Source organism: Amycolatopsis sp. cg5, from assembly GCF_041346955.1.
Lineage (GTDB): Bacteria > Actinomycetota > Actinomycetes > Mycobacteriales > Pseudonocardiaceae > Amycolatopsis.
The window spans coordinates 1,468,129-1,486,952 of sequence record NZ_CP166849.1 but is presented as its reverse complement, the minus strand read 5'-3'; the positions used below and the strand labels follow the sequence as shown (position 1 = coordinate 1,486,952).

Annotated in this window: 13 protein-coding genes; 9 read left to right on the top strand and 4 right to left on the bottom strand. The window is 68.6% G+C overall.

Going from position 1 to position 18,824, the window contains the following annotated elements:
• The first annotated feature begins 6 nt into the window (after positions 1-6).
• Genes AB5J62_RS07120 through AB5J62_RS07110 form a run of 3 tightly spaced genes read left to right on the top strand, consistent with a single transcriptional unit; the run spans position 7 to position 5,158 of the window.
• Complete coding sequence (locus AB5J62_RS07120) at positions 7-2,058, top strand: glycoside hydrolase family 3 C-terminal domain-containing protein (RefSeq protein ID WP_370947316.1); 2,052 nt, start codon at positions 7-9, stop codon at positions 2,056-2,058.
• On the top strand, positions 2,048-4,312 hold the full coding sequence (locus AB5J62_RS07115) for a glycoside hydrolase family 95-like protein (RefSeq protein WP_370947315.1): 2,265 nt from the start codon (positions 2,048-2,050) through the stop codon (positions 4,310-4,312). The genes AB5J62_RS07120 and AB5J62_RS07115 overlap by 11 nt, the downstream gene beginning before the upstream one ends.
• Positions 4,313-4,330: 18 nt before the next feature.
• Positions 4,331-5,158 (top strand): alpha/beta fold hydrolase, encoded by an 828-nt coding sequence (locus AB5J62_RS07110; RefSeq protein WP_370947314.1) that lies wholly within the window; start codon positions 4,331-4,333, stop codon positions 5,156-5,158.
• Positions 5,159-5,242: 84 nt separating this feature from the next.
• Here the strand turns inward: AB5J62_RS07110 and AB5J62_RS07105 are convergent, their stop codons facing one another.
• The 4 genes from AB5J62_RS07105 to AB5J62_RS07090 form a co-directional block, all read right to left on the bottom strand.
• Positions 5,243-5,995, bottom strand: coding sequence for a maleylpyruvate isomerase family mycothiol-dependent enzyme (locus AB5J62_RS07105; RefSeq protein ID WP_370947313.1), 753 nt, complete (start codon positions 5,993-5,995; stop codon positions 5,243-5,245).
• A 24-nt stretch (positions 5,996-6,019) separates the two neighbouring features.
• Positions 6,020-7,420: a M20/M25/M40 family metallo-hydrolase gene (locus AB5J62_RS07100; protein ID WP_370947312.1), complete on the bottom strand. Its 1,401-nt coding sequence runs from the start codon at positions 7,418-7,420 to the stop codon at positions 6,020-6,022.
• Between the two features lie 52 nt (positions 7,421-7,472).
• Complete coding sequence (locus tag AB5J62_RS07095) at positions 7,473-10,748, bottom strand: S8 family serine peptidase (protein WP_370947311.1); 3,276 nt, start codon at positions 10,746-10,748, stop codon at positions 7,473-7,475.
• A 151-nt stretch (positions 10,749-10,899) separates the two neighbouring features.
• On the bottom strand, positions 10,900-13,671 hold the full coding sequence (locus AB5J62_RS07090; protein ID WP_370947310.1) for a BTAD domain-containing putative transcriptional regulator: 2,772 nt from the start codon (positions 13,669-13,671) through the stop codon (positions 10,900-10,902).
• Positions 13,672-13,718: 47 nt separating this feature from the next.
• Here AB5J62_RS07090 and AB5J62_RS07085 point away from each other — a divergent pair, with 47 nt between their 5' ends.
• The 6 genes from AB5J62_RS07085 to AB5J62_RS07060 all read left to right on the top strand — a co-directional run bounded on the left by AB5J62_RS07085 (position 13,719) and on the right by AB5J62_RS07060 (position 18,390).
• Positions 13,719-14,501: a hypothetical protein gene (locus tag AB5J62_RS07085; RefSeq protein ID WP_370947309.1), complete on the top strand. Its 783-nt coding sequence runs from the start codon at positions 13,719-13,721 to the stop codon at positions 14,499-14,501.
• A 3-nt stretch (positions 14,502-14,504) separates the two neighbouring features.
• Entirely contained in the window at positions 14,505-15,269 is a 765-nt protein-coding gene (locus AB5J62_RS07080) for a CHAP domain-containing protein (protein WP_370947308.1), read from the top strand.
• A 157-nt stretch (positions 15,270-15,426) separates the two neighbouring features.
• Entirely contained in the window at positions 15,427-16,185 is a 759-nt protein-coding gene (locus AB5J62_RS07075; RefSeq protein WP_370947307.1) for a trypsin-like serine protease, read from the top strand.
• Positions 16,186-16,253: 68 nt separating this feature from the next.
• On the top strand, positions 16,254-16,694 hold the full coding sequence (locus tag AB5J62_RS07070) for a hypothetical protein (protein WP_370947306.1): 441 nt from the start codon (positions 16,254-16,256) through the stop codon (positions 16,692-16,694).
• The gene (locus AB5J62_RS07065; RefSeq protein WP_370947305.1) at positions 16,691-17,203 is read left to right on the top strand and encodes a hypothetical protein; all 513 of its coding nucleotides are present in this window, start codon (positions 16,691-16,693) and stop codon (positions 17,201-17,203) included. Before AB5J62_RS07070 ends, AB5J62_RS07065 begins: the two co-directional genes overlap by 4 nt.
• The gene (locus AB5J62_RS07060) at positions 17,200-18,390 is read left to right on the top strand and encodes an MAB_1171c family putative transporter (protein WP_370947304.1); all 1,191 of its coding nucleotides are present in this window, start codon (positions 17,200-17,202) and stop codon (positions 18,388-18,390) included. The genes AB5J62_RS07065 and AB5J62_RS07060 overlap by 4 nt, the downstream gene beginning before the upstream one ends.
• The last annotated feature ends 434 nt before the right edge of the window (positions 18,391-18,824 follow it).

Genomic DNA, 18,824 nt, shown 5'->3' with positions numbered 1-18,824 from the left:
TCTTTGATGCGGAAAGCTTTCCCCATCGTCGCCGCCCTACTGCTCACGACCACCTTGCTGACGTCCGCCGGCGCCGTCGAAACGCCCCGTCAACGCGCGAAGGAACTCGTCGCCCAGCTGACACTGGACGAGAAGATCGCGCAGCTCGCGGGCATCAAGACCGACACCGAGTACCGCACGGTGCCCGCCGTCGAGCGGCTCGGCATCCCGAAACTGCTGCTCACCAACGGTCCGGCCGGGGTCAGCACCGGCGGGCTCGTCCAGCCGGAGGCGACCGCGCTGCCCGCGCCGCTCGCGCTCGCCGCGTCCTGGGACGTCGAGCAGGCACGCCGGTACGGCGACATCGAGGGCGCCGAAACGCTTTCGGTCGGCCGGAACGTGCTCGAAGGGCCGACGGTCAACATCGCGCGCGTGCCGGTCAACGGGCGCAATTTCGAGGCGTACGGCGAAGATCCGTATCTCGCGAGCCAGTTCGCGGTGCACGACATCCAAGGCATCCAGGCACGCAAGGTGATCGCGAACGTCAAGCATTTCTTCGGCAACAACCAAGAGGCGAGCCGCTTCACCATCAACAACGACATCGACGAGCGCACTATGCGCGAGATCTACCTGCCCGCGTTCGAGGCGTCGGTGAAGGACGCCGCCGTCGGCTCGGTGATGTGCGCCTATCCGAAGATCAACGGCACGTTCAACTGCGAGAACCCGTTGGTGCTGAACCAGATCCTCAAGCGGGAATGGGGTTTCGACGGGTTCGTCTTCTCGGACTTCGGCGCGGTGCACAGCACTGCGCCGTCCGTCAACGGCGGACTCGACCTCGAGACGCCGACCGACAAGTACTTCAATCCCCAGGCGATCAAGGCCGCGCTCGCCGACGGGACGATCAAGATCGCCACGCTGGACGAAAAACTGGTGCGCCGCTACACCAAGATGATCGAGTTCGGCCTGTTCGACCGCACGCCGTCGATCACCCCGATCCCCGCGGCCGAGCACGGCAAGGTCGCCCGCGAACTCGCCGCCGCGGGCATGGTCCTGCTCAAGAACGAGCGGGCGCTGCTTCCACTCGGCAAGACCAAGTCCATCGCGCTCATCGGCACGGACGAGGCCAAGACCGGCGGTGGCGGCAGCTCGCGCGTCAAACCGCTCTACACCGTCAAGCCCAGCGACGGCCTCAAAGCCAAGGGCGCCACCGTGATCACGGACGACGGGACGTCCCTCGACCGGGCCGCGGCGACGGCGAAGACCGCCGACGTCGCGATCGTCATGGTCGAGGACACCGAGACCGAGGGCAAGGACCGGCCGAATCTCTCACTGACCGGTGATCAGGACGCGCTGGTCGCCGCGGTCGCCAAGGCCAACCCGGCCACGGTCGTGGTCGCCAAGACCGGCGGCCCGGTGCTGATGCCATGGCTGCGGCAGGTGCCCGCGCTGCTGCAAGCCTGGTATCCCGGCGAGGAGGACGGGAACGCGGTCGCCGACGTGCTGTTCGGTGACGTCAACCCGTCCGCGAAACTGCCCGTCACGTTCCCCGCGTTCGAGGCCGACCAGCCCGCGAGCACGCCGGCACAGTACCCGGGCACGAACGGGACCGCGCACTACTCCGAAGGCGTCTTCGTCGGCTACCGGCACTACGACGCCAAGAAGATCGCGCCGCTCTTCCCGTTCGGCTTCGGGCTTTCGTACACGAAGTTCGACTACGCGCATCTCAAGCTCACCAAGGATCCGTATGGCGTCGTGACCGTCGACGCCGACGTCACCAACACCGGAACCCGTGCCGGCGCCGAGGTCGCGCAGCTCTACGTCGGCTCACCGTCCACAGTGAACACCCCGGAAGCACCACGGGAACTGCAGGGCTTCCAGAAGGTGACGCTCTCCCCCGGCCAGACCCAGCACGTTCGCTTCACCTTGCCGCAGCGCGCTTTCGCCTACTGGGACACGGCCACGCACTGGTGGCGGCTCGCCGGTGGCGCGTACCAGATCTCCGTCGGCGGCGGTTCCCGCGACCTCCGCCTGCACACCACCACCTTCCTCGCACCCGGGAGCGTGCCCCATGACCGGTAGCCCTTTCACCAGGCGTGTCCTGTTCGGCGGCGCCGCCGCGCTGGCCGGAACCGCCTTCCTGCCGCCGATGGCGTCGGCGAACGCGCCGGCGATCACCGACAAGGTCGACTGGGCGCGCTACCTCGGCGCGCTGGACCCGGTCTGGAAATCCGTGCCGACGACGTTCTACCAGGGCCCGTTCCTCGGCAACGGCGGTCTCGGCGCGGCGGTCTACCAGGCCGGTGACAAGCGGCTCTCGTTCAAGCTGGGTGACAGCCGCGTGCGCGACCATCAAGGCACCGGCGGCACGCTTTTCGGCACCGCGCGCCTGCCGATCGGCACCCTCACGCTCAAGACGACCGGCGACGTGAGCGACGTCGACCTGCGGCTTTCGCTGTGGAACGCCGAGGTCACCGGCACGATCACGACCACGAAGGGCGTGCTCAAGATCCGCGCGTACGTGCACGCCAAGCGTGACGTGCTCGTCGTCTCGGCGAGCGTGCAGTCCGGGTCCGAAGCCGTCGCCTGGACGTTCGCCGCCGCCGTCGCGAAAAGCCCCCGGCTGGACTTCAAACCGGCGCCGTCCGGGCTCAAGACCAATCCGGCGGCGACGGTCAGCGGCACGACCTGCACGCAGAACCTGGCCGTCGGCGGGCAAACCGTCACGCAATGGCGGCTGCGCGCCGAGCCGGACGGCAAGACCAAGACCTTGCTGGCCACGGTCGCGCACACGTTCCCCGGCAAGACCGCGGGCACGGTGACGGGCCAGACGCTCGACGCGGCCGGAGCACTGAGCGAGGCTCAGCTCGCTGCCGAACACCAAGCCTGGTGGAACGCCTTCTACCCCAAGAGTTTCGTGTCCATTCCGGACGCGAGGCTGGAGGGTTTCTACTGGATCCAGCTGTACAAGCTCGCGAGCGCGACCCGGCGGGACCGGCCGGTGCTGGGCACCTGCGGGCCGTGGCTGGAGCCGACGCCGTGGCCGGGCACCTGGTGGAACCTGAACGTCCAGCTGGAGTATTGGCTGCTCAACGCGACGAGCCATCCGGAACTCGACTCGCTCACGGAGTCACTCGACCACTCACGTGACGCGCTCGCCCAGAACGTGGCCTCGCAGTACCGGTCGGACTCGATGGCGATCGCGCGGACCACGCAGGAGGATCTGAAGTCGGGCACGGCGGCGCAGCCGGGTGGCGACGGCGATCCCGAGGTCGGCAACCTCACCTGGGCGCTGCACAACGCTTGGCTGTCCTACCGGCACAGCATGGACGACTCTGTGTTGCGTGATCTCGTTTTCCCGTTGCTGCGCAAGGCGATCAACTACTATCTCCATTTCCTCGCGAAGGACTCCGGCGGGGTCTATCACCTGCCCAAGACGTTCTCGCCGGAATACGCGTCCACAAAGGACTGCAACTACGATCTGGCGTTGATCCATTGGGGCTGCGGCACTCTGCTGGCCGCGAACAAGCGGCTCGAGTTGAACGACCCGCTCGCCGCCAAGTGGCAGGACGTGCTCGATCATCTGGTCAAACCGCCGCAGGACGCGGCGAACGGGTTCTGGATCGGCGCCGACAAACAGCTGACGTCTTCGCATCGCCACTACTCGCATCTGCTGTGGTTCTACCCGCTGTACCGGCTCGACGTGACGACGAGCGCCGCGAACCGCACCGCGCTGACGAAGTCACTCGACCGCTGGCTCGGTTTCACCGGCGCACAGCAGGGCTACACCTTCACGGGCTCCGGTTCGATGTACGCGGCGCTCGGGAACGGCGACAAGGCTCGTACCCAGTTGACCGCGCTGTTGGACAAATACATTCAGCCGAACACGATGTACAAGGAATCCGGTCCGGTGATAGAAACACCGCTTTCCGGCGCGCAGACCGTGCACGACATGCTCGTGCAGAGCTGGGGTGGCACGATCCGCGTATTTCCCGCCGTCCCATCGGCCTGGGCGGACACCTGCGTGCACAACTTCCGTACCGAAGGCGCGTTCTTGATCAGCGCGGTCCGCAAAGCGGGGAAGACGCAGTTCATCCGGGTCAAGAGTCTCGCGGGTGAACCGTGCCGAATCGCGCCCGGCGGCCTCAGCGGGCCGTACGAAATCCGTTCGCTGCCCGGCGGTGGAACAATTCCGTTCACCCAGAACGCGGACGGAACACTGCAGCTCACACTCGCCGCAGGCACCGACGTGGTGATCACCACGCAAGGCACCGACCCGGAGTTGAGCATCGCTCCGACGACGAACCCGGCGAAGCCCTATTGGGGACTGCCGTAAAGATGAAACAATCTCAGCATGTCGCGCGCCGAGGCCAACGGAATCCAGATCGAATACGAAACACTGGGCGATCCTCGCGATCCGGCCATTGTTCTGACCGTCGGTCTCGGCGCGCAACTGCTCGAATGCTCCGACGTTTTCTGTTTTCCGCTGGTCGAGGCCGGTTACTCCGTGGTGCGTTACGACAATCGGGACGCGGGCCTGTCCACGAAATGCGATGGGCGGCGCTACAGCTTACTTGACATGGCAGGCGACACAATCGGCCTAATGGACGCACTGGGCATTGACAAAGCTCATGTGGTGGGCGCTTCGATGGGCGCGATGATCTCGCAGGAACTGGCGATTCATTACCCCGAACGGGTGCGCACGCTCTGCTCGATGATCTCGACCACCGGTGACCCGCTGGTCGGGCGCTCGACCAAGACCGCGCTGCGCGCGTTCAAGCAGCCACCGCCGAAGAACCGCGACGAGGTGATCGAGCAGGGCCTGCAGATCTGGAAAGTGGTCGGATCACCTGGCTTCTGCGGCGAGGAGGACGCCGTGCGCGCGCTCGTCGCGGCGAGCTACGACCGGTCGTACTGCCCGGCGGGCCGCGACCGGCAGCTGGCGGCGATGGCGACCGCGCCGGACCGCACCGAGGGGCTGCGCGGCGTCCGGGTGCCGACGCTGGTGATCCACGGCGAGGCCGACCCGCTGATCGATCCGAGCGGCGGGCGGGCGACCGCCGCCGCGATCCCCGGCGCGGAGTGGCTGCTCATGCCCGACATGGGCCACGACCTGCCCCAGCAGACCTGGCCGGTGATCATCGAGGCGATCCTGCGCAACGCGGCCAAAGCGCCGCGATAAAGCGGGCTTTACTCCCGGGGATAAAGCCCGCTAAACATCGCGGAGTAAAGCCCGCTTTATCCCGGCCTTGAAGCCCTTGGAGGCCTAGAAGTCCGAGTTGGCCGTCCACAGTTCGTAGAGTTCGCGCGAGCCGACGTAGGGCAGGTCCGTCGTGCGGCGGACCAGGAACAGCAGCAGGTCGACGGCGGTGCCCTTGACCGTCATGTCCGGCAGGCCGCCCGCGATCAGGCCGAACGAGTCCTCGCGCAACTGGACGTGCCACTCCTCGCCGGTGTCGGTGCTGTGGAACGCGATGACCTCGCCCTTACCGCGCAGATTGGCCGTCTTCGGCGCGAAGATCCACGAATGCGGCATGTTGACCAGGTACTCGTCGACGCCGTCTGCGGCCAGCGTGGTGTCCACTATGGACTTCTTGCCGACGGTCAGCTCGGCGTCCCAGCGGTGCACCAGGGTCTCGAACAGCATGCGGCGGGCCCAGAACTGGGCGCGGCCGTCGGCTCCCCACGTCCACATCGGACGGTTGGGGTCGAGCTCGTCGAGCACGGCGCGTGCCTTCGCGGCGCCGGCGAGCAGCCAGCCGGGGTGCTGACCGGGAGCGAGCGGGAGGCCGGTCTCGACCTCGCGGCTCGCCGGGCGTTCCTGGGTGTCCTCGGCGAGCAGCTTGGTGAACCAGCGTTGCACCATGCCGACGTGTTCGGTCAGGTGCGCCAGCGTCCAGTCGGGGCAGGACGGCACCGTCGCACCGAGGTCGGCGCCGTCGACCGCCTCGGCGATCAGGGCGGTCTCGGCCTCGATGGCGTCGACGTACGAAGCGAAGGGCAGCGGGTGAACCGTCATGCCCTCAATCTAGCCGGGAGTGGCTCACTTCGGCGCCGGGAACGCGACCGGGCCGCGTTTGCCGTCCCGGCCGACGGCACGCACTCCGAAGAACACGTTGTCCTTGGACAGATCGATCTTCGCCGAGGTCACGGCTCCGACCTCGATCGCGTGCGTCCAGTCCGGCGCGATCGTCTCCCGCCAGACGACCTCGTAGCCTGCCGCGGCGGGGTCGGCGTCCCACAGAAGATCGGTGTCGTTCGTCAGGTCGGCGGTGCGGACACCGGCACCCTTCGGAGTGCCCGGCGCGGTCGCGAGCGACCACAGCGTCGCGGCGTTGACGCGCGCGACCCGTGCGATGTACGGAAAATCGCAGAACTCCGGCAGGTCACCGAACTGTTTCCCGTTCTCCACCCGCACGTTCTGGTGCTGGTGCGCGAAGTCCTCGTTCGGCTCTGTGAACCGCGCGGCCGGATAGCCGAGTTCGAGGAACGGGATGTGGTCGCCGCCGCGCAGATACCGGTCACGCCGGTAGATCACGCGGACGTCCATGCCGGTCGCGTCGTTCACCGCGACCGAGCGCGTGAACCGGGCCAGCTGCCGGGAAACCGAATCGTTCTCCCCGCCGATCGAGCGCCGGAGAGTGGCCTGCTCAGGGGTTTCCGCAGTCGGCACCCCTTCGGCGAACAGCCGGATCGTGCGCGGGTCACGCGTGCCGTCGTCGGCGCGGCTGGACCCGACGATGTCGTTGGTGAACATCGCCTGCACGTCCGCGCCCGCCGCCTTGAACCGCTGCGCCAGGTACCGCGCGCCGTACAGCCCCTGCTCCTCCCCCGCGACGGCGGCGAACACGATCGTCGCGGCGGGATCGCGCTTGGCGAGCACCCGCGCCAGCTCCATCGAGACGGCGACGCCGGACGCGTCGTCGTCGGCGCCCGGCGCGTCACTGGTCGCGTCCATGACATCGCTGCAGCGTGAGTCGTAATGCCCGGAGACGACGTAAACCCGTTGAGGCGCAACCGATCCCTTGAGCGTCGCCACGACGTTGGTGATCGTCGTGGCGACCGGGATACGCGGCGGCGCCGGCGGCTGCACGTACGACTGGAGTTCCACCGTCATCCGGCCGCCGGACGTCGCCGCGACCTTCTTCAGCTCCGCGAAGATCCAGTCGCGGGCCGCGCCGATGCCCCGATTCGGGTCGGTCTGCGAGGACAGGGTGTGCCGGGTGCCGAACGCGACGAGCCTGCGCACGGTCGCCTCGACGCGGCGCTCGTCGATCTCGCGCAGGATCGCACGCAATTCGGCGTCCGGCCGCTGCGGCCCGATCGGCTTGCCGGGTCCCCGGTCGCCGAGTTCCTCGGCGCCCGCCGGAATCCCGGTGAGCGCGACCGCCGACACCGCTGCCGACGCGGACAGGAAAGCTCGTCTGGACCTCTGCTGCGCCATGGCTCCAGTCCTACGCCCGACCCGGTGCCGCGTCTACCGCCGGACGTCGGGATCAGGCGAACCGGTAGGCGCGGATGACCGTCGACTCGAACGCGCTGCCCGCCGTGTCCGAGGCGCTGATCCGCAGCGACACGAACCCTTTCGCGTTCGCGGGGTTCGTGACGAACGCGCAGAGCCCCATGACCGGCGCGGCCGCCCAGGTCTTGCCGTCGTCGAAGGAGACCTCGGCCTTCACCGACTTCAGCGGCCGCGCGGGCGCGCCCTGCTGCCGTTCGACGCGCAACGGGAGCACGGTCATCGGGGTGGCCGTCACCCGGTTGAACGGATCGAGCGACGGCTTGGCCTTGACCGCGATCAGCGGCAGCCGCCCGGGATCCTCCCCGGCCACGTGCGCCGACCGGAAGGTCCACGCGGCTTCCACGTGCGTGGACGTCTCCGACCACGGCGCGGCCCGGTCGGCGAACCCGGCGAACCGGTACGTCGCCGCTTCCGGCGGCACGTCGGCCGAGGCGCTGGTGTACTGCGTGGTGGAACCGATCAGTTTCCCGTCGCGGTAGACCGACCAGCCGCCCTTGACGTGCTGCGGATCCTGCCAGGTGTGCTGGTACGGCCCGCTGTCGGCGAACAGCGGCGCGCGCAGGCTCAGCGTGTCACCCCACCGGCCGCCCCAGATCGGGTCGCCCGCGACACCCTTGCCGTCCGCGGCGCCGGGCAGACCGGGACCTTCGACCCCGAAGTTCCACGGCTCCTCGTACGAGCCAGGGCGATACTTGGTCACCGTCGCCCAGACCGCGCCGAACGGGGACGGCGGGTTGCCGCCGGTCTCGCCGGGTTCGCGATAAAGCTGGTTGATCCAGAAGACGTCGCCCGCGGTGTAGAACTCGACCCGCTCCCCCGGCAGGCGCACCCGGGTGGTGGCGACCGCGGTGAACGTCTGGATCGGCAGATACCCGTTCAGCGCGCGCACGACGAGGTCCGGTTTCCCGTTCTTGGAGCCGAACTTCGCGTGCACGCGGGCCATGTCCTTCTCCCGCACGGTGAAGTCGATCCGCGCGGGCACCTCACCGGGCCAGCCGTAGTTCAGGTTGTACATCGGCGCGTGCGTGACCAGGTCCTTGTCGAGCGGGTCGGTGACCTGGGCGGTGTACGCGGTGACGAACGTGTCCGCGGTGCCGCCGGTCGCCGGGACGGCGTAGAGCGCCACCGAGTCGGGTTCGACGTACACCGTGTTGTTCACCGTGCCACCACTGCCGCCGACGATCGCGCCGAAGTCGCGGAACAGGTTCACCGCGCTCTTGCGGGGCACCTTCACCTGGACCTTCTTGCCGGGCCGGGCGTCCAGCACCAGCGTCTGGTTCTTGGCGACGGTCAGTCCCGGCGCGCCGACCAGCGTGACGTCGGCGATGCCGCCGTCCGCGCCGGGCGTGGAGACCAGCGAAGAGAGGCTGTAACGGCCCTTCGGCACGCGAACGGTCACCTGACCGCCGACCGGGTAGAGGTAGCCGCCTTCGTCGGGATCGAGCACGTCGCCCATGATGGCGAGGCTCGAGCTGATGTCGTCGCTCTGCGGGTTTCCCTTGCGGTCGACCAGCTTGATGGTCAGGTCGTAGCTCTCGCGCTCACCGGAGATGCCGACGGCCGTCTGCAGCACGACGCCGCCACCGGTGGCGGTCAGCCTGCCGCCGAACGAGCCCACGGCCGCGCCCAGCGCCTGAGGCTGGCTGCTGACCTGCGCTTTCGCGCTGCCGTGCGCGGGAACCACGAGCGTGTTCCGCACGACGGAAAGCACACCGGCCGGCGCGTCGGAGGTCAGCGTGAGCGCCAGCTCGACGGGCTGGTCGCCGTCGTTGGTGTAGGTGACGTCCTTGACCTGCGGCTTGCTCTGCTCGTGCGGCCAGGTGACCAGCCCGAACCCGACGCTCGCGCTGGCCGTGACCGTTTGCCGCGACGCGCGGGCGACATCGACGCGGCCGGCGCCCTGCGCGTAGACGGAGCCGGTGTTGACCTTCGCCGAGGAGGTCAACGCGTTCTTCAGCTGCTCACCTGTCCATTGTGGATGTTCCTGCGCGAGTATCGCCGCCGCGCCCGCGACGTGCGGGGTGGCCATCGAGGTGCCGGACAGCCTGGCGTAGAAGTCGCCGACCGGGTCGTGGTCGCCCGCTTCGGTGCCCTTGGCACGCGCGGCCACGATCGCCTCGCCGGGCCCGGTGACATCCGGCTTGACCGCGAAGTCGCCGATCCTGGGGCCACGGCTGGAGAAGTCGCTTTGAACGTCCTGTTTGGACACACTGCCGACGGTCAGCGCGGCGGTGGCGGCCGCCGGTGAGCCGATCGACTTGTCACGGCCTTCGTTTCCCGCCGCGACGACGAACAACGCGCCCTTGTCGCGGCTGATCGCGTCGACCGCCTCGGACAGCGGATCCGTGCCGTCGCTGGGCGTGTCCGAGCCGAGGCTCATGCTGATCACCTTGGCGCCCGCGTCCGCCGCCCACTGCATGGCCTCGATGATCGTCGAGAAACTGCCGGAGCCCTCGTTGTCGAGCGCCTTCCCGATCAGCAGCCGCGCGTCCGGAGCGGCGCCCTGGTAGCGGCCGCCCGAAGCCGCACCGGACCCGGCGACGGTCGACGCGACGTGCGTACCGTGGCCGTTGCCGTCTTGGACGCCCTCACCGGTGAAGTCTTTCTCTTCCACCACAACGTTCTTGAGGTCGGGGTGGGCATGGTCGTAGCCGGTGTCGAGCACCGCGACCTTGACGCCCTTTCCGGTGTACCCGGCCTGCCAGGCTTGCGGCGCCCCGATCTGCGGGACGCTCTGATCGAGGTCGACCTTGACCTTCCGGTCGAGCCGGACGCGGTGCCCGGCCGCGGCCCAGGCACCGCCCTTGGGCAACGTCGCCGCGACCGCGTGGATGCTGGGCAAGGACCGCACGGTGGACGCGCCGGCCAGACCGTCGCCGTCGATGATGACGGGCAGGTCCTTGCGTTTCGCGTCGTCGTAACCCTGCTCGATCAGGCCGGTGACGTCGAACAGCGCGCGGTCCAGCCTGCCGGAACCGACCTGCTTCGCGACGTCGCCGGGAATGACGACCAGCCGATCTCCCTTGGCCTGCTTGAAGAACACCTGGTCCTTGCGGCCAGGACCCGGTTCGACGCTGACGCTGTGCCGTCCACCGGGAACGTCGGTGACGATGACCTTGTCGCCGGTCAGCAGGGTGACGGCGTGACTGCCCGCCCCGCCCGGCGGTGGCGGCCCGGCTTCGGCGACGCCGCCGGTGAGAAACCCTGCCACCAGCGTGAATATGACCGGCAACGCCGTCCGAGCCGTCATGGGCCGCCCTTCACCGCGGGTACCACCAGCGACGGCGGGAAGCTGGTTTGGACCATTCCAGCAAAGCGCGAAGCCCGGCCGACCGTCAACCCGCCGAAAGGAGTCGTGAGTGGTATGACCGGTTAGAACCGGCCGTACCACTCACGACCCCTTACGTGAATCGGCGAATGACTTCGGGGGTGGCCGGGACCTTTTCCTCGATGAGGGCGGCGGCTTCGGCCGTGGTCAGCGCGCCGATGTCGCGCAGGATGGCGATCGCCTCATGCCAGTGCGTGGTCGCCGAAGCGGAGCCCAGCGCGTGTTGCGCCTGGCCGAGTCCCCACAACTGCTCGGCTTCGACGTAGCGGTCGCCGACGGCGCGCGCGATGTCCAGGCTCCGATTGTGGTATTCGATGGCCTCTTCGTAACGCCCGCCCCGCGAATGCGCCCAGCCGAGGTTCGCGAACGCGACCCCTTCGCCGTAGCGGTTGCCCAGTTCCCGGTCCAGCTCAAGGCTTTCCGTGTGACGCTCGATGGCTTCGGCCAGCTTTCCCAGCCGCTGGTACACCAGGCCGAGTGTGTTGAGCACCCTGGCCTCACCACGCCGATGGCCCGACGATCGGCTGATCTCCAACGCGCCCAGTAGGCATTCGACGGCCTCGTCGAACCGTTCCAGCTGCGCGTAACTGTGCCCGAGAATGTCGAGGCAGCTCGCCTCGCCCGTCTCGTCACCGATCTCGCGCCAGATCGCGATCGCTTCACGGGTAAGGGAAATAGCCTCGTCGAACCGTCCACTGTGGCCGTGAACGTAGCCGAGGTCTTCCTTGGTCTGCGCTTCGCCCGCCCGGTCGCCGATGCGCCGCGCGGTCGCCATCGCGACGTCGTGGGTGACACTGAGCTCCTGCCAGTGCCCGCGGATGTCGAACGGCCGGAACAGCGCAGCCGTCAGGTGCACCGCGAGCTTCGCGTCCGGCCCGGCGCTGAGCTGCGACACCGCCGCGACCAGGTTGGCACGTTCGGTGTCGACCCAGTCGATCGCCTGCTCCTTGGTGTCCACAGTGGACACCAGGCCGGGGCAACCGGGCAGACGGCGCGTGCTCGACGGGTGCAACAGCAGGCTCGATTGCCTCGCATCCGCCAAATGGCAACGAAAAGCCCGTGCCAGCGCGGCGTCCCGCTCACCGTCGTCCAGCTCTCGCGCGTAAAGCCGGATCAAGTCGTGCATCCGGTATCGGCCCGGCACCGGCGACGCGAGCAACTGCGCGTCACACAAGCGATCCAGCACGGACTCGGCGTCGAGCGGCGAACAGTCGGCCAGCGCCGCCGCGACGCGCACGCTCACGTCAGGGCCGTCGAGCAGTCCCAGCAGCCGGAACAGCCGCGCCGCGTCGGCACGCAGATCCTGGTAGCCGACGGTGAAACTGGCCCGTACCGCCAAATCCGCGACCTGGAGCTCGTCGAGCCTGCGGTGCTGGTCGACCAGCCGCTCCGCCAGCATCGACATCGTCCAGGTGCGCCGCGCCGCGAGCCTCGCGCCCGCGATCCGCACCGCCAGCGGCAGGTACCCGCACAGCCGCGCGACGGCGGCGGCCCGCTCCGGGTCGGCCGCGATCCGGTCCGCGCCCGCCAGCCGTCCGAGCAGCGCGACCGCGCCGTCCTGACTCAGCACGTCGAGGTCGAGATGTGTCACCCCGGCGAGCGTCGCGAGCACCACCCGGCTGGTGATGAGCACCGCGCAGCCCGCCGGCAGCAGCGGTTTGACCTGCGCGGCCGTCGCTGCGTTGTCCAGCACGATCAGCAGCCTGCGTCCGGCGACGAGCGACCGGAACCGCGTCGCCGCCTCGCCGACGCCGAGCGGCACGCGCGTCGGGTCGCCGCCGAGCGTGTGCAGCCAGCGGTCGAGCACCTCGGCGGGCGCGAGCGGTTCGAGCCCGGCGGTCGCGCCCTGCAGGTCGACGTAGAGCTGGCCGTCGGGAAACCGGTCGGCCAGCCGGTGCGCGACATGGACCGCCAGCGCGGACTTGCCGACCCCGCCCGGCCCGTTGACCGCGACCGGCGCCTGACCAGGCGCGAGCAGCTCGCACAGCCGGTCGACCTCGGCCTGGCGATCGGTGAAGTCGGCGACGTCCGGCGGCAGCTCGGCGGGTACCCGGACGGCAGCCACCGCGGGCGACGGCACGTCGAGCGCGGGGTCGTTGCGGAGGATCTTGCTGTGCAGTTCCCGCAGCTCAGGGCTGGGATCGACGCCCAGTTCCTCGGCGAGCCGCAGGCGGATGTCGTGGAAGCACTCCAGCGCGTCGGCGGGCGAGCCGGTGCGGTACGCGGCGAGCATCAGCTGCGCGGCCAGCCGCTCGTCGAGCGGGCGGGTGACCAGCAGCGCGCGGACGTCGGCCAGCACTTCGGCGTGCCTGCCGAGGCGCAGTTCGGCGGCGTTGCGGTCGAGCACCGCCGCCGACCACTCGGTGTCGAGCGCCTGCCGGGTTTCGGCCACCCATGACCCGGCGACGTCCGCGAGCGGCGTGCCGCGCCACAGCGAAAGGGCTTCGGAAAGCACCTTCGACGCTTCGTCGTCGTCGAGACCACGTGCCGAGGCGACGAGCTTGCGAAAGCGCAATACGTCGACCGCGCCGGGGTCGACCTCGGCGAGATAGCCGCCGGAGCGCTTGCCGATGCGGATCTCGTCGGTGCCCGCGAGCGCGCGGCGCAGACGCGCGATGTGCGCGTAGAGCGTGTTGCGGACCGACGCGGGCGGCTCCTGGCCCCACACCCTGTCGATCAGCGCGTCCACCGTGACCAGCGTGTTCGCGCTCGCGAGCAGCACGGCGAGCACGCACCGCTGCCGGGGATGCCCGAGGTCGGCCGGTCCGCCGTCGATCACGGCCTCGACCGGACCGAGCAGGCGCAGCGCTAGCACGCCGCAAGGTTCCCACAAGATTTCGGTCATTTCGACCCCCGACGGTGAGCACCACACCGACGCGAGAGGGGAAGAAAGTGCGTCTGAAACCACTGAGGACGGTCACCGTGCTCGTGGCCGCGGCGGCGCTGACCGTCGGGCTGGGGATCACCCCGGCCTCCGCGCACACGGTCAGCGTGCTCAACGGCTACACGGTCAACTACCGGACCGGGCCCGGCACCGGGTACCCGCCGAAGGGCACCGTCACCGGCGGCCAGCGGGTGGCCATCGCGTGCACGGTGCGCGGCCAGAGCGTCACCGGCCCGTACGGCACCACCGACGTGTGGGACTACATCCACCTCGAGGGCTTCGTCTCGGACGCGTATGTCTACACCGGACAGTCGGGCGCGGTCGGCCCCGACTGCGGTGGGTCGGCGCTGCACTGGGACCCGTCCGAGCTGAACCTGCACGTCGACCAGCCCGGCACCCGGCTGCTCTACAACGAGCTCAAGGCCAACCCGGCCTACAACGTCCGCGGCGGCGACGCGCATTTCGCCGGTATTTACGAAAACAAGCCGGGCGAGCACGGCGAAGGCCGCGCGCTCGACTTCTGGATGGACGCGGACAAGCCGTCCGAGTACCAGGTCGGCTGGAACCTCGCGAACTTCATGCGCGCCAACGCCGGCAGCTACGGCGTCCAGACCGTCATCTGGAACGACAAGGTCTGGCTCTCCAGCCAGCCGAATCTCGGCTGGCAGGACTACGACGAGATCGGCAACTGCGGCAACTCCGGCAAGACCTGCAAGCACAACGACCACGTGCACATCTCCCAGAACTGGGCTGGCGCCGTGAAGAAGACCTCGCACTGGAACGGGAGATAACCCATGCGTTTCAAGACCATCGTCACCGCGCTGACCGGCCTGCTCGCCGCCGGCCTGCTCGCCGCGACGCCGGCACAGGCCGCGACGAACGCGAAGATCGACGCGCCCGGCGGCACCGCCGTCAACCTGCGTGGCGGCCCCGGCACGCAGTACGGCGTCACCGGCAGCGCGAACAGCGGCAGCTGGGTCACCATCGTCTGCACCACCAAGTCCGAACCGGTGAGCGGGAAGTGGGGCTCGTCGACGCTCTGGGACAAGCTGTCCAACGGCTCCTGGGTGGCGGACGCGTTCGTCTACACCGGCGTCTCCGGCCCGGTCGAGCCCGAGTGCCCGGCCACCGGGCGGCGCCCGGCCGGCGACGACTACCCGTACAAGAATGGCGACGTCAACCTGGCCGACCGGTGGGCGATGTACATCCGGCAGTGCACCTCCTTCGTCGCGTGGCGGATGGAGCAGGTCAACGGCTACTTCCACAACAACATGTGGCGCAACGGGATCTCCGGTCACTGGGGCAATGCCTACGAGTGGAACGACAACGCGATCCGGCTCGGCTACCCGGTCGACCACACCCCGAGGGCAGGCGCCATCGCGCAGTTCGAGCCCGGCGTCAGCGGGGCATCGTCGGCCGGGCACGTCGCGTACATCTCCGCGGTGAACGGCTCGACCGTGACGATCGAGGAGTACAACTGGAGCGCCTACCGGTACACCACCAGGCAGATCCCGGCGAACTCGATCAGCAACGTGATCCACTTCGCCGCCGGAACCTGATCCAGGCGCGGTGACTCGAGCCCGCCGGTGCGAAACATTCGCACCGGCGGGCTTTTTCGTGAGGTGCCTTCTTGACGTAAAACCCTTGTCTGACAGGCAAGATCGGGGTTAGCTTCTCCCGCTCCGGTTCTTAAGGCCCTTGGGGAGGAACGTCCGCATGAGACGCCGCACCGCCGTCATTCTCGGTCTCGTCGCACTGCTGCTGGCCGGTCTGGCAGGCGCCGCGCAGGCCGGTCCGAAACCGGACATCGTCGGCGGTGGTGACGCGAGCACGCAGGACTACCCGTGGGTGGTCTCACTGCGGATCAACGGCCAGCATTTCTGCGGCGGCACGTTCATCAGCAACCAGCAGGTGCTGACGGCCGCGCACTGCCTGGCCTGGCTGGACGACCCGACCCGCGTCCAGGTCGTGGCGGGCCGCGACGAGCGCACCGGTGACGGCGGCGACGTCTACCCCGTCGAGTCCTACTGGATCCAGCCGGACTACGACGCCGACTACTACCGCAACGACATCGCGATGCTGATGCTGCCGGAACCCGTGCCGTATCCGTGGATCGAGATCGTCGAGGACGGCGAGACGCAGCCGTACGAGGCCGGCAACGTCGGCACCATCCTCGGCTGGGGCGACACCGCCGAAGACGGCGATCTCGCTGAGACCTTGCAGCAGGCCGAAGTGCCACTGCTGTCCGACGAGGACTGCGCGGCCGCGTACGCCGAGCCGTACATCAGGACCGTGTTCTGCGCCGGGTACCCCGAGGGCGGCATCGACGCCTGCCAGGGCGATTCGGGCGGGCCGATCGTGGTCGACGGGCGGCTCGCGGGCGTCATCACGTTCGGGCGCGGATGCGCGCGCGAGGGCAGCCCCGGCGCCTACACGAAGCTGAGCCTGTTCGCGGCCGAGCTGCACACGGTTTGAGGGCTCGTGCGCGTTGCGGGCGGTTAGAACCGCCCGGAACGCGCACGAGTCCCTGGTAACGTCGATCCATGCACCCCGCAGAGGGCCCGGAAGACGAGGGCCAGCTGGCCGGCAAGATCAATCATCTGATCGCCGTGCTCCATCCCGACACCCGCAGGCGGCCCGGTTACACGAGGCTGGCCGAGGAGATCAGGGAGTCCACCGGCGCGCGGCTGTCCGGCACCTATCTGTGGGAGCTCGCCACCGGGCGCAAGCGCAATCCGACGGTCGACCAGGTCACCGTGCTCGCGAGCTACTTCGGCGTGCCCGCCGAATACTTCCTCAACGAGGAGGTGGCCGACCGGGTGAACGCCCAGATCAAACTGGCCTCGGCGTTGCGCAACGCGAAGGTGCGTGACATAGCCTTGCGGGCGGACGGTCTCGCGCCCCAGACTCTGGACTCGATTCTGGCCATCGTGACCGAAGCCAGGAAAGTCCAGCAGCTCAGTCCGGTCGAGGATGTGGAATGACCGCACGGCGGTTGAAGAAGCACTGCCGGGCCATCGTGCGCGGGGTCGGGCTGCCCCAGCCGTTCTCGGTCGCGCGCCTGTGCCGCAAGCTGAGCGCGCAGCGCGGCCGTCCGCTGTACCTGCTGCCGTTCCCGGTGCTGCCGACCGCGGGCGGCCCGTGCGGGCTGTGGATCGCCACCGCGGAAAGTGATTACGTATTTTACGAAGAAAACACCACCAAATTGCACCAAGAGCACATCATCGTGCACGAAATCGCACACATGCTGTGTGAACACGAATCACCGGGGCTGACGGAGCCGTCGTCGTTCAGCGCGATACTGCCCGACCTCGACCCGGCGCTGGTCCAGCGGCTGCTCGCCCGCACCAGCTACACGAACCGCCAGGAAGAGGAGGCCGAGATGGTGGCCAGCCTCATCCTCGACCACGCCACCCGCGACGCGGCGGCGTCGGACACCCCGGACCTGACCAGGCTGGAGCAGGTGCTCGGCACCCGCCCGAGCGACCCATGATCACCGGGCTGCTCGACACCCTCGAGGTCGCCACGGTCGTCGGCCTGTGGACGGCGGGCCTGATCCGGGTCCCCTCGGCGATCCGCTCGCGTCGCGCCAGGCTGTGGGCGGTCACGCTGCTGCTGGAAGCGCTTTCGATGACGTTCGCCCAGCCCGCGATCGGGCGCTGGGTCAACGCCTTCACCGGCATCCCCAACGTGGAAAGCCTGCTCAAGCACGGGCTGACCGCGTTGTTCGACGCGGCCATCCTGCACATCATGCTCGTGGTGGTCGGCCGGGACTCCCGGCTCAACCGCAGGCGGGTGCTGATCAGCGCGCTCATCACGGTCGCCGCGATGACCGTCCTGTTCGGCTTCGCGACGTCTTCGGCAGGCCCGTACTTCCTGCCGAAGACGGTGAGCTTCTCGCCGCTGATCTCGTACTGGCTGGTCTACCTGTCGTACGTCTGCGCGATCAGCACGATCGCGATGTGGGTGTTCTGGCGGTACAACCTGCGCGCGGGCTCGCGGCTGCTGCGGGTCAGCCTGAAGCTGATCACCGTCTGTTTCGGCGCGGGCATCGGGTACGCGGTGCTGCGGACGGTGCTGCTGTTCTCTCCGCAGACGCCGATCGTGGCGGCGATGCGGCTGATCATGTACACGGGCCTGCTGGCGTTCGTGGCGGGCAGCATCCTTTCGGCCTGCCCCGACTACGCGCGGACCGCGCGCGGCTACCGTGCACTGTGGACGCTCTACCCGCTGTGGCGCGCGGTGTACGAGGCCGTGCCGCACATCGCGCTGATCAAGCCGCGCGGTCGGGTGCGGGAACTCGCCTTCGGCTCGCTGAACCTGCGGCTGTACCGGCGGGTGATCGAAATCCGGGACGGGCTGATCACGCTGCGGGACTACCTGCCTGCTTCGGTACTGGACCGGGCGCGCGCGTACGCGGGCGGCGACAGCGCGGTGGCGACGGCGTGCAGTGTCGCCGTGGCGTGCCGGTCGAAGCTGGACGGCGCCGAGCCGTGCGCCGACCCGGCGACGGACCTGTTCGACGGCGAAGAGCTCCCGGACCGGGCCTCGGAGATCGAGTGGCTGTGCACGGTCTCGCGGGCCTACGACTCCGCGGCGGTCCGCGAATTCCTGGACCTGGGTCGTGAGCGTTCCGGGCGGTTAGAACCGCCCGGAACGCTCACGAGCCCATTGTTTTGAGCGTTCTCCCCCTTCCGCGTGCGGCCCGATGTCGCCATCGGGGGTGTACGCGGTCGGCCGCCTTGGTGCGCTGCCACTTAAACTGTCGTGTGACAGAAATGTGGTGAAGCCAAGCGGATCGACTCCACCGTCCGTTGTGGACACCCGACGGAGCACCACGCCCGCCGGATGCGCCGAGTACACGAAATTGTCCACGTGAATCACTTTTTTGAGACATGTACTCGACGTCGGAGACAAAATGCAAACACCGCCGGATTACCCAGTCAAGTACGGGGCCCGTTTTCCCTACCTCCGTATCGCCGGTCGATGACGTCAGGGTCACATACCCTTGACGTGGCCGCCGGGGCGATTTAGCGTGCGGCATAAGTAAGGAAGGTTAACAAATCCGGAAACAGCGTTACCAAGCCAAAACGGCGGCGCGCCGCCCCGCCGTG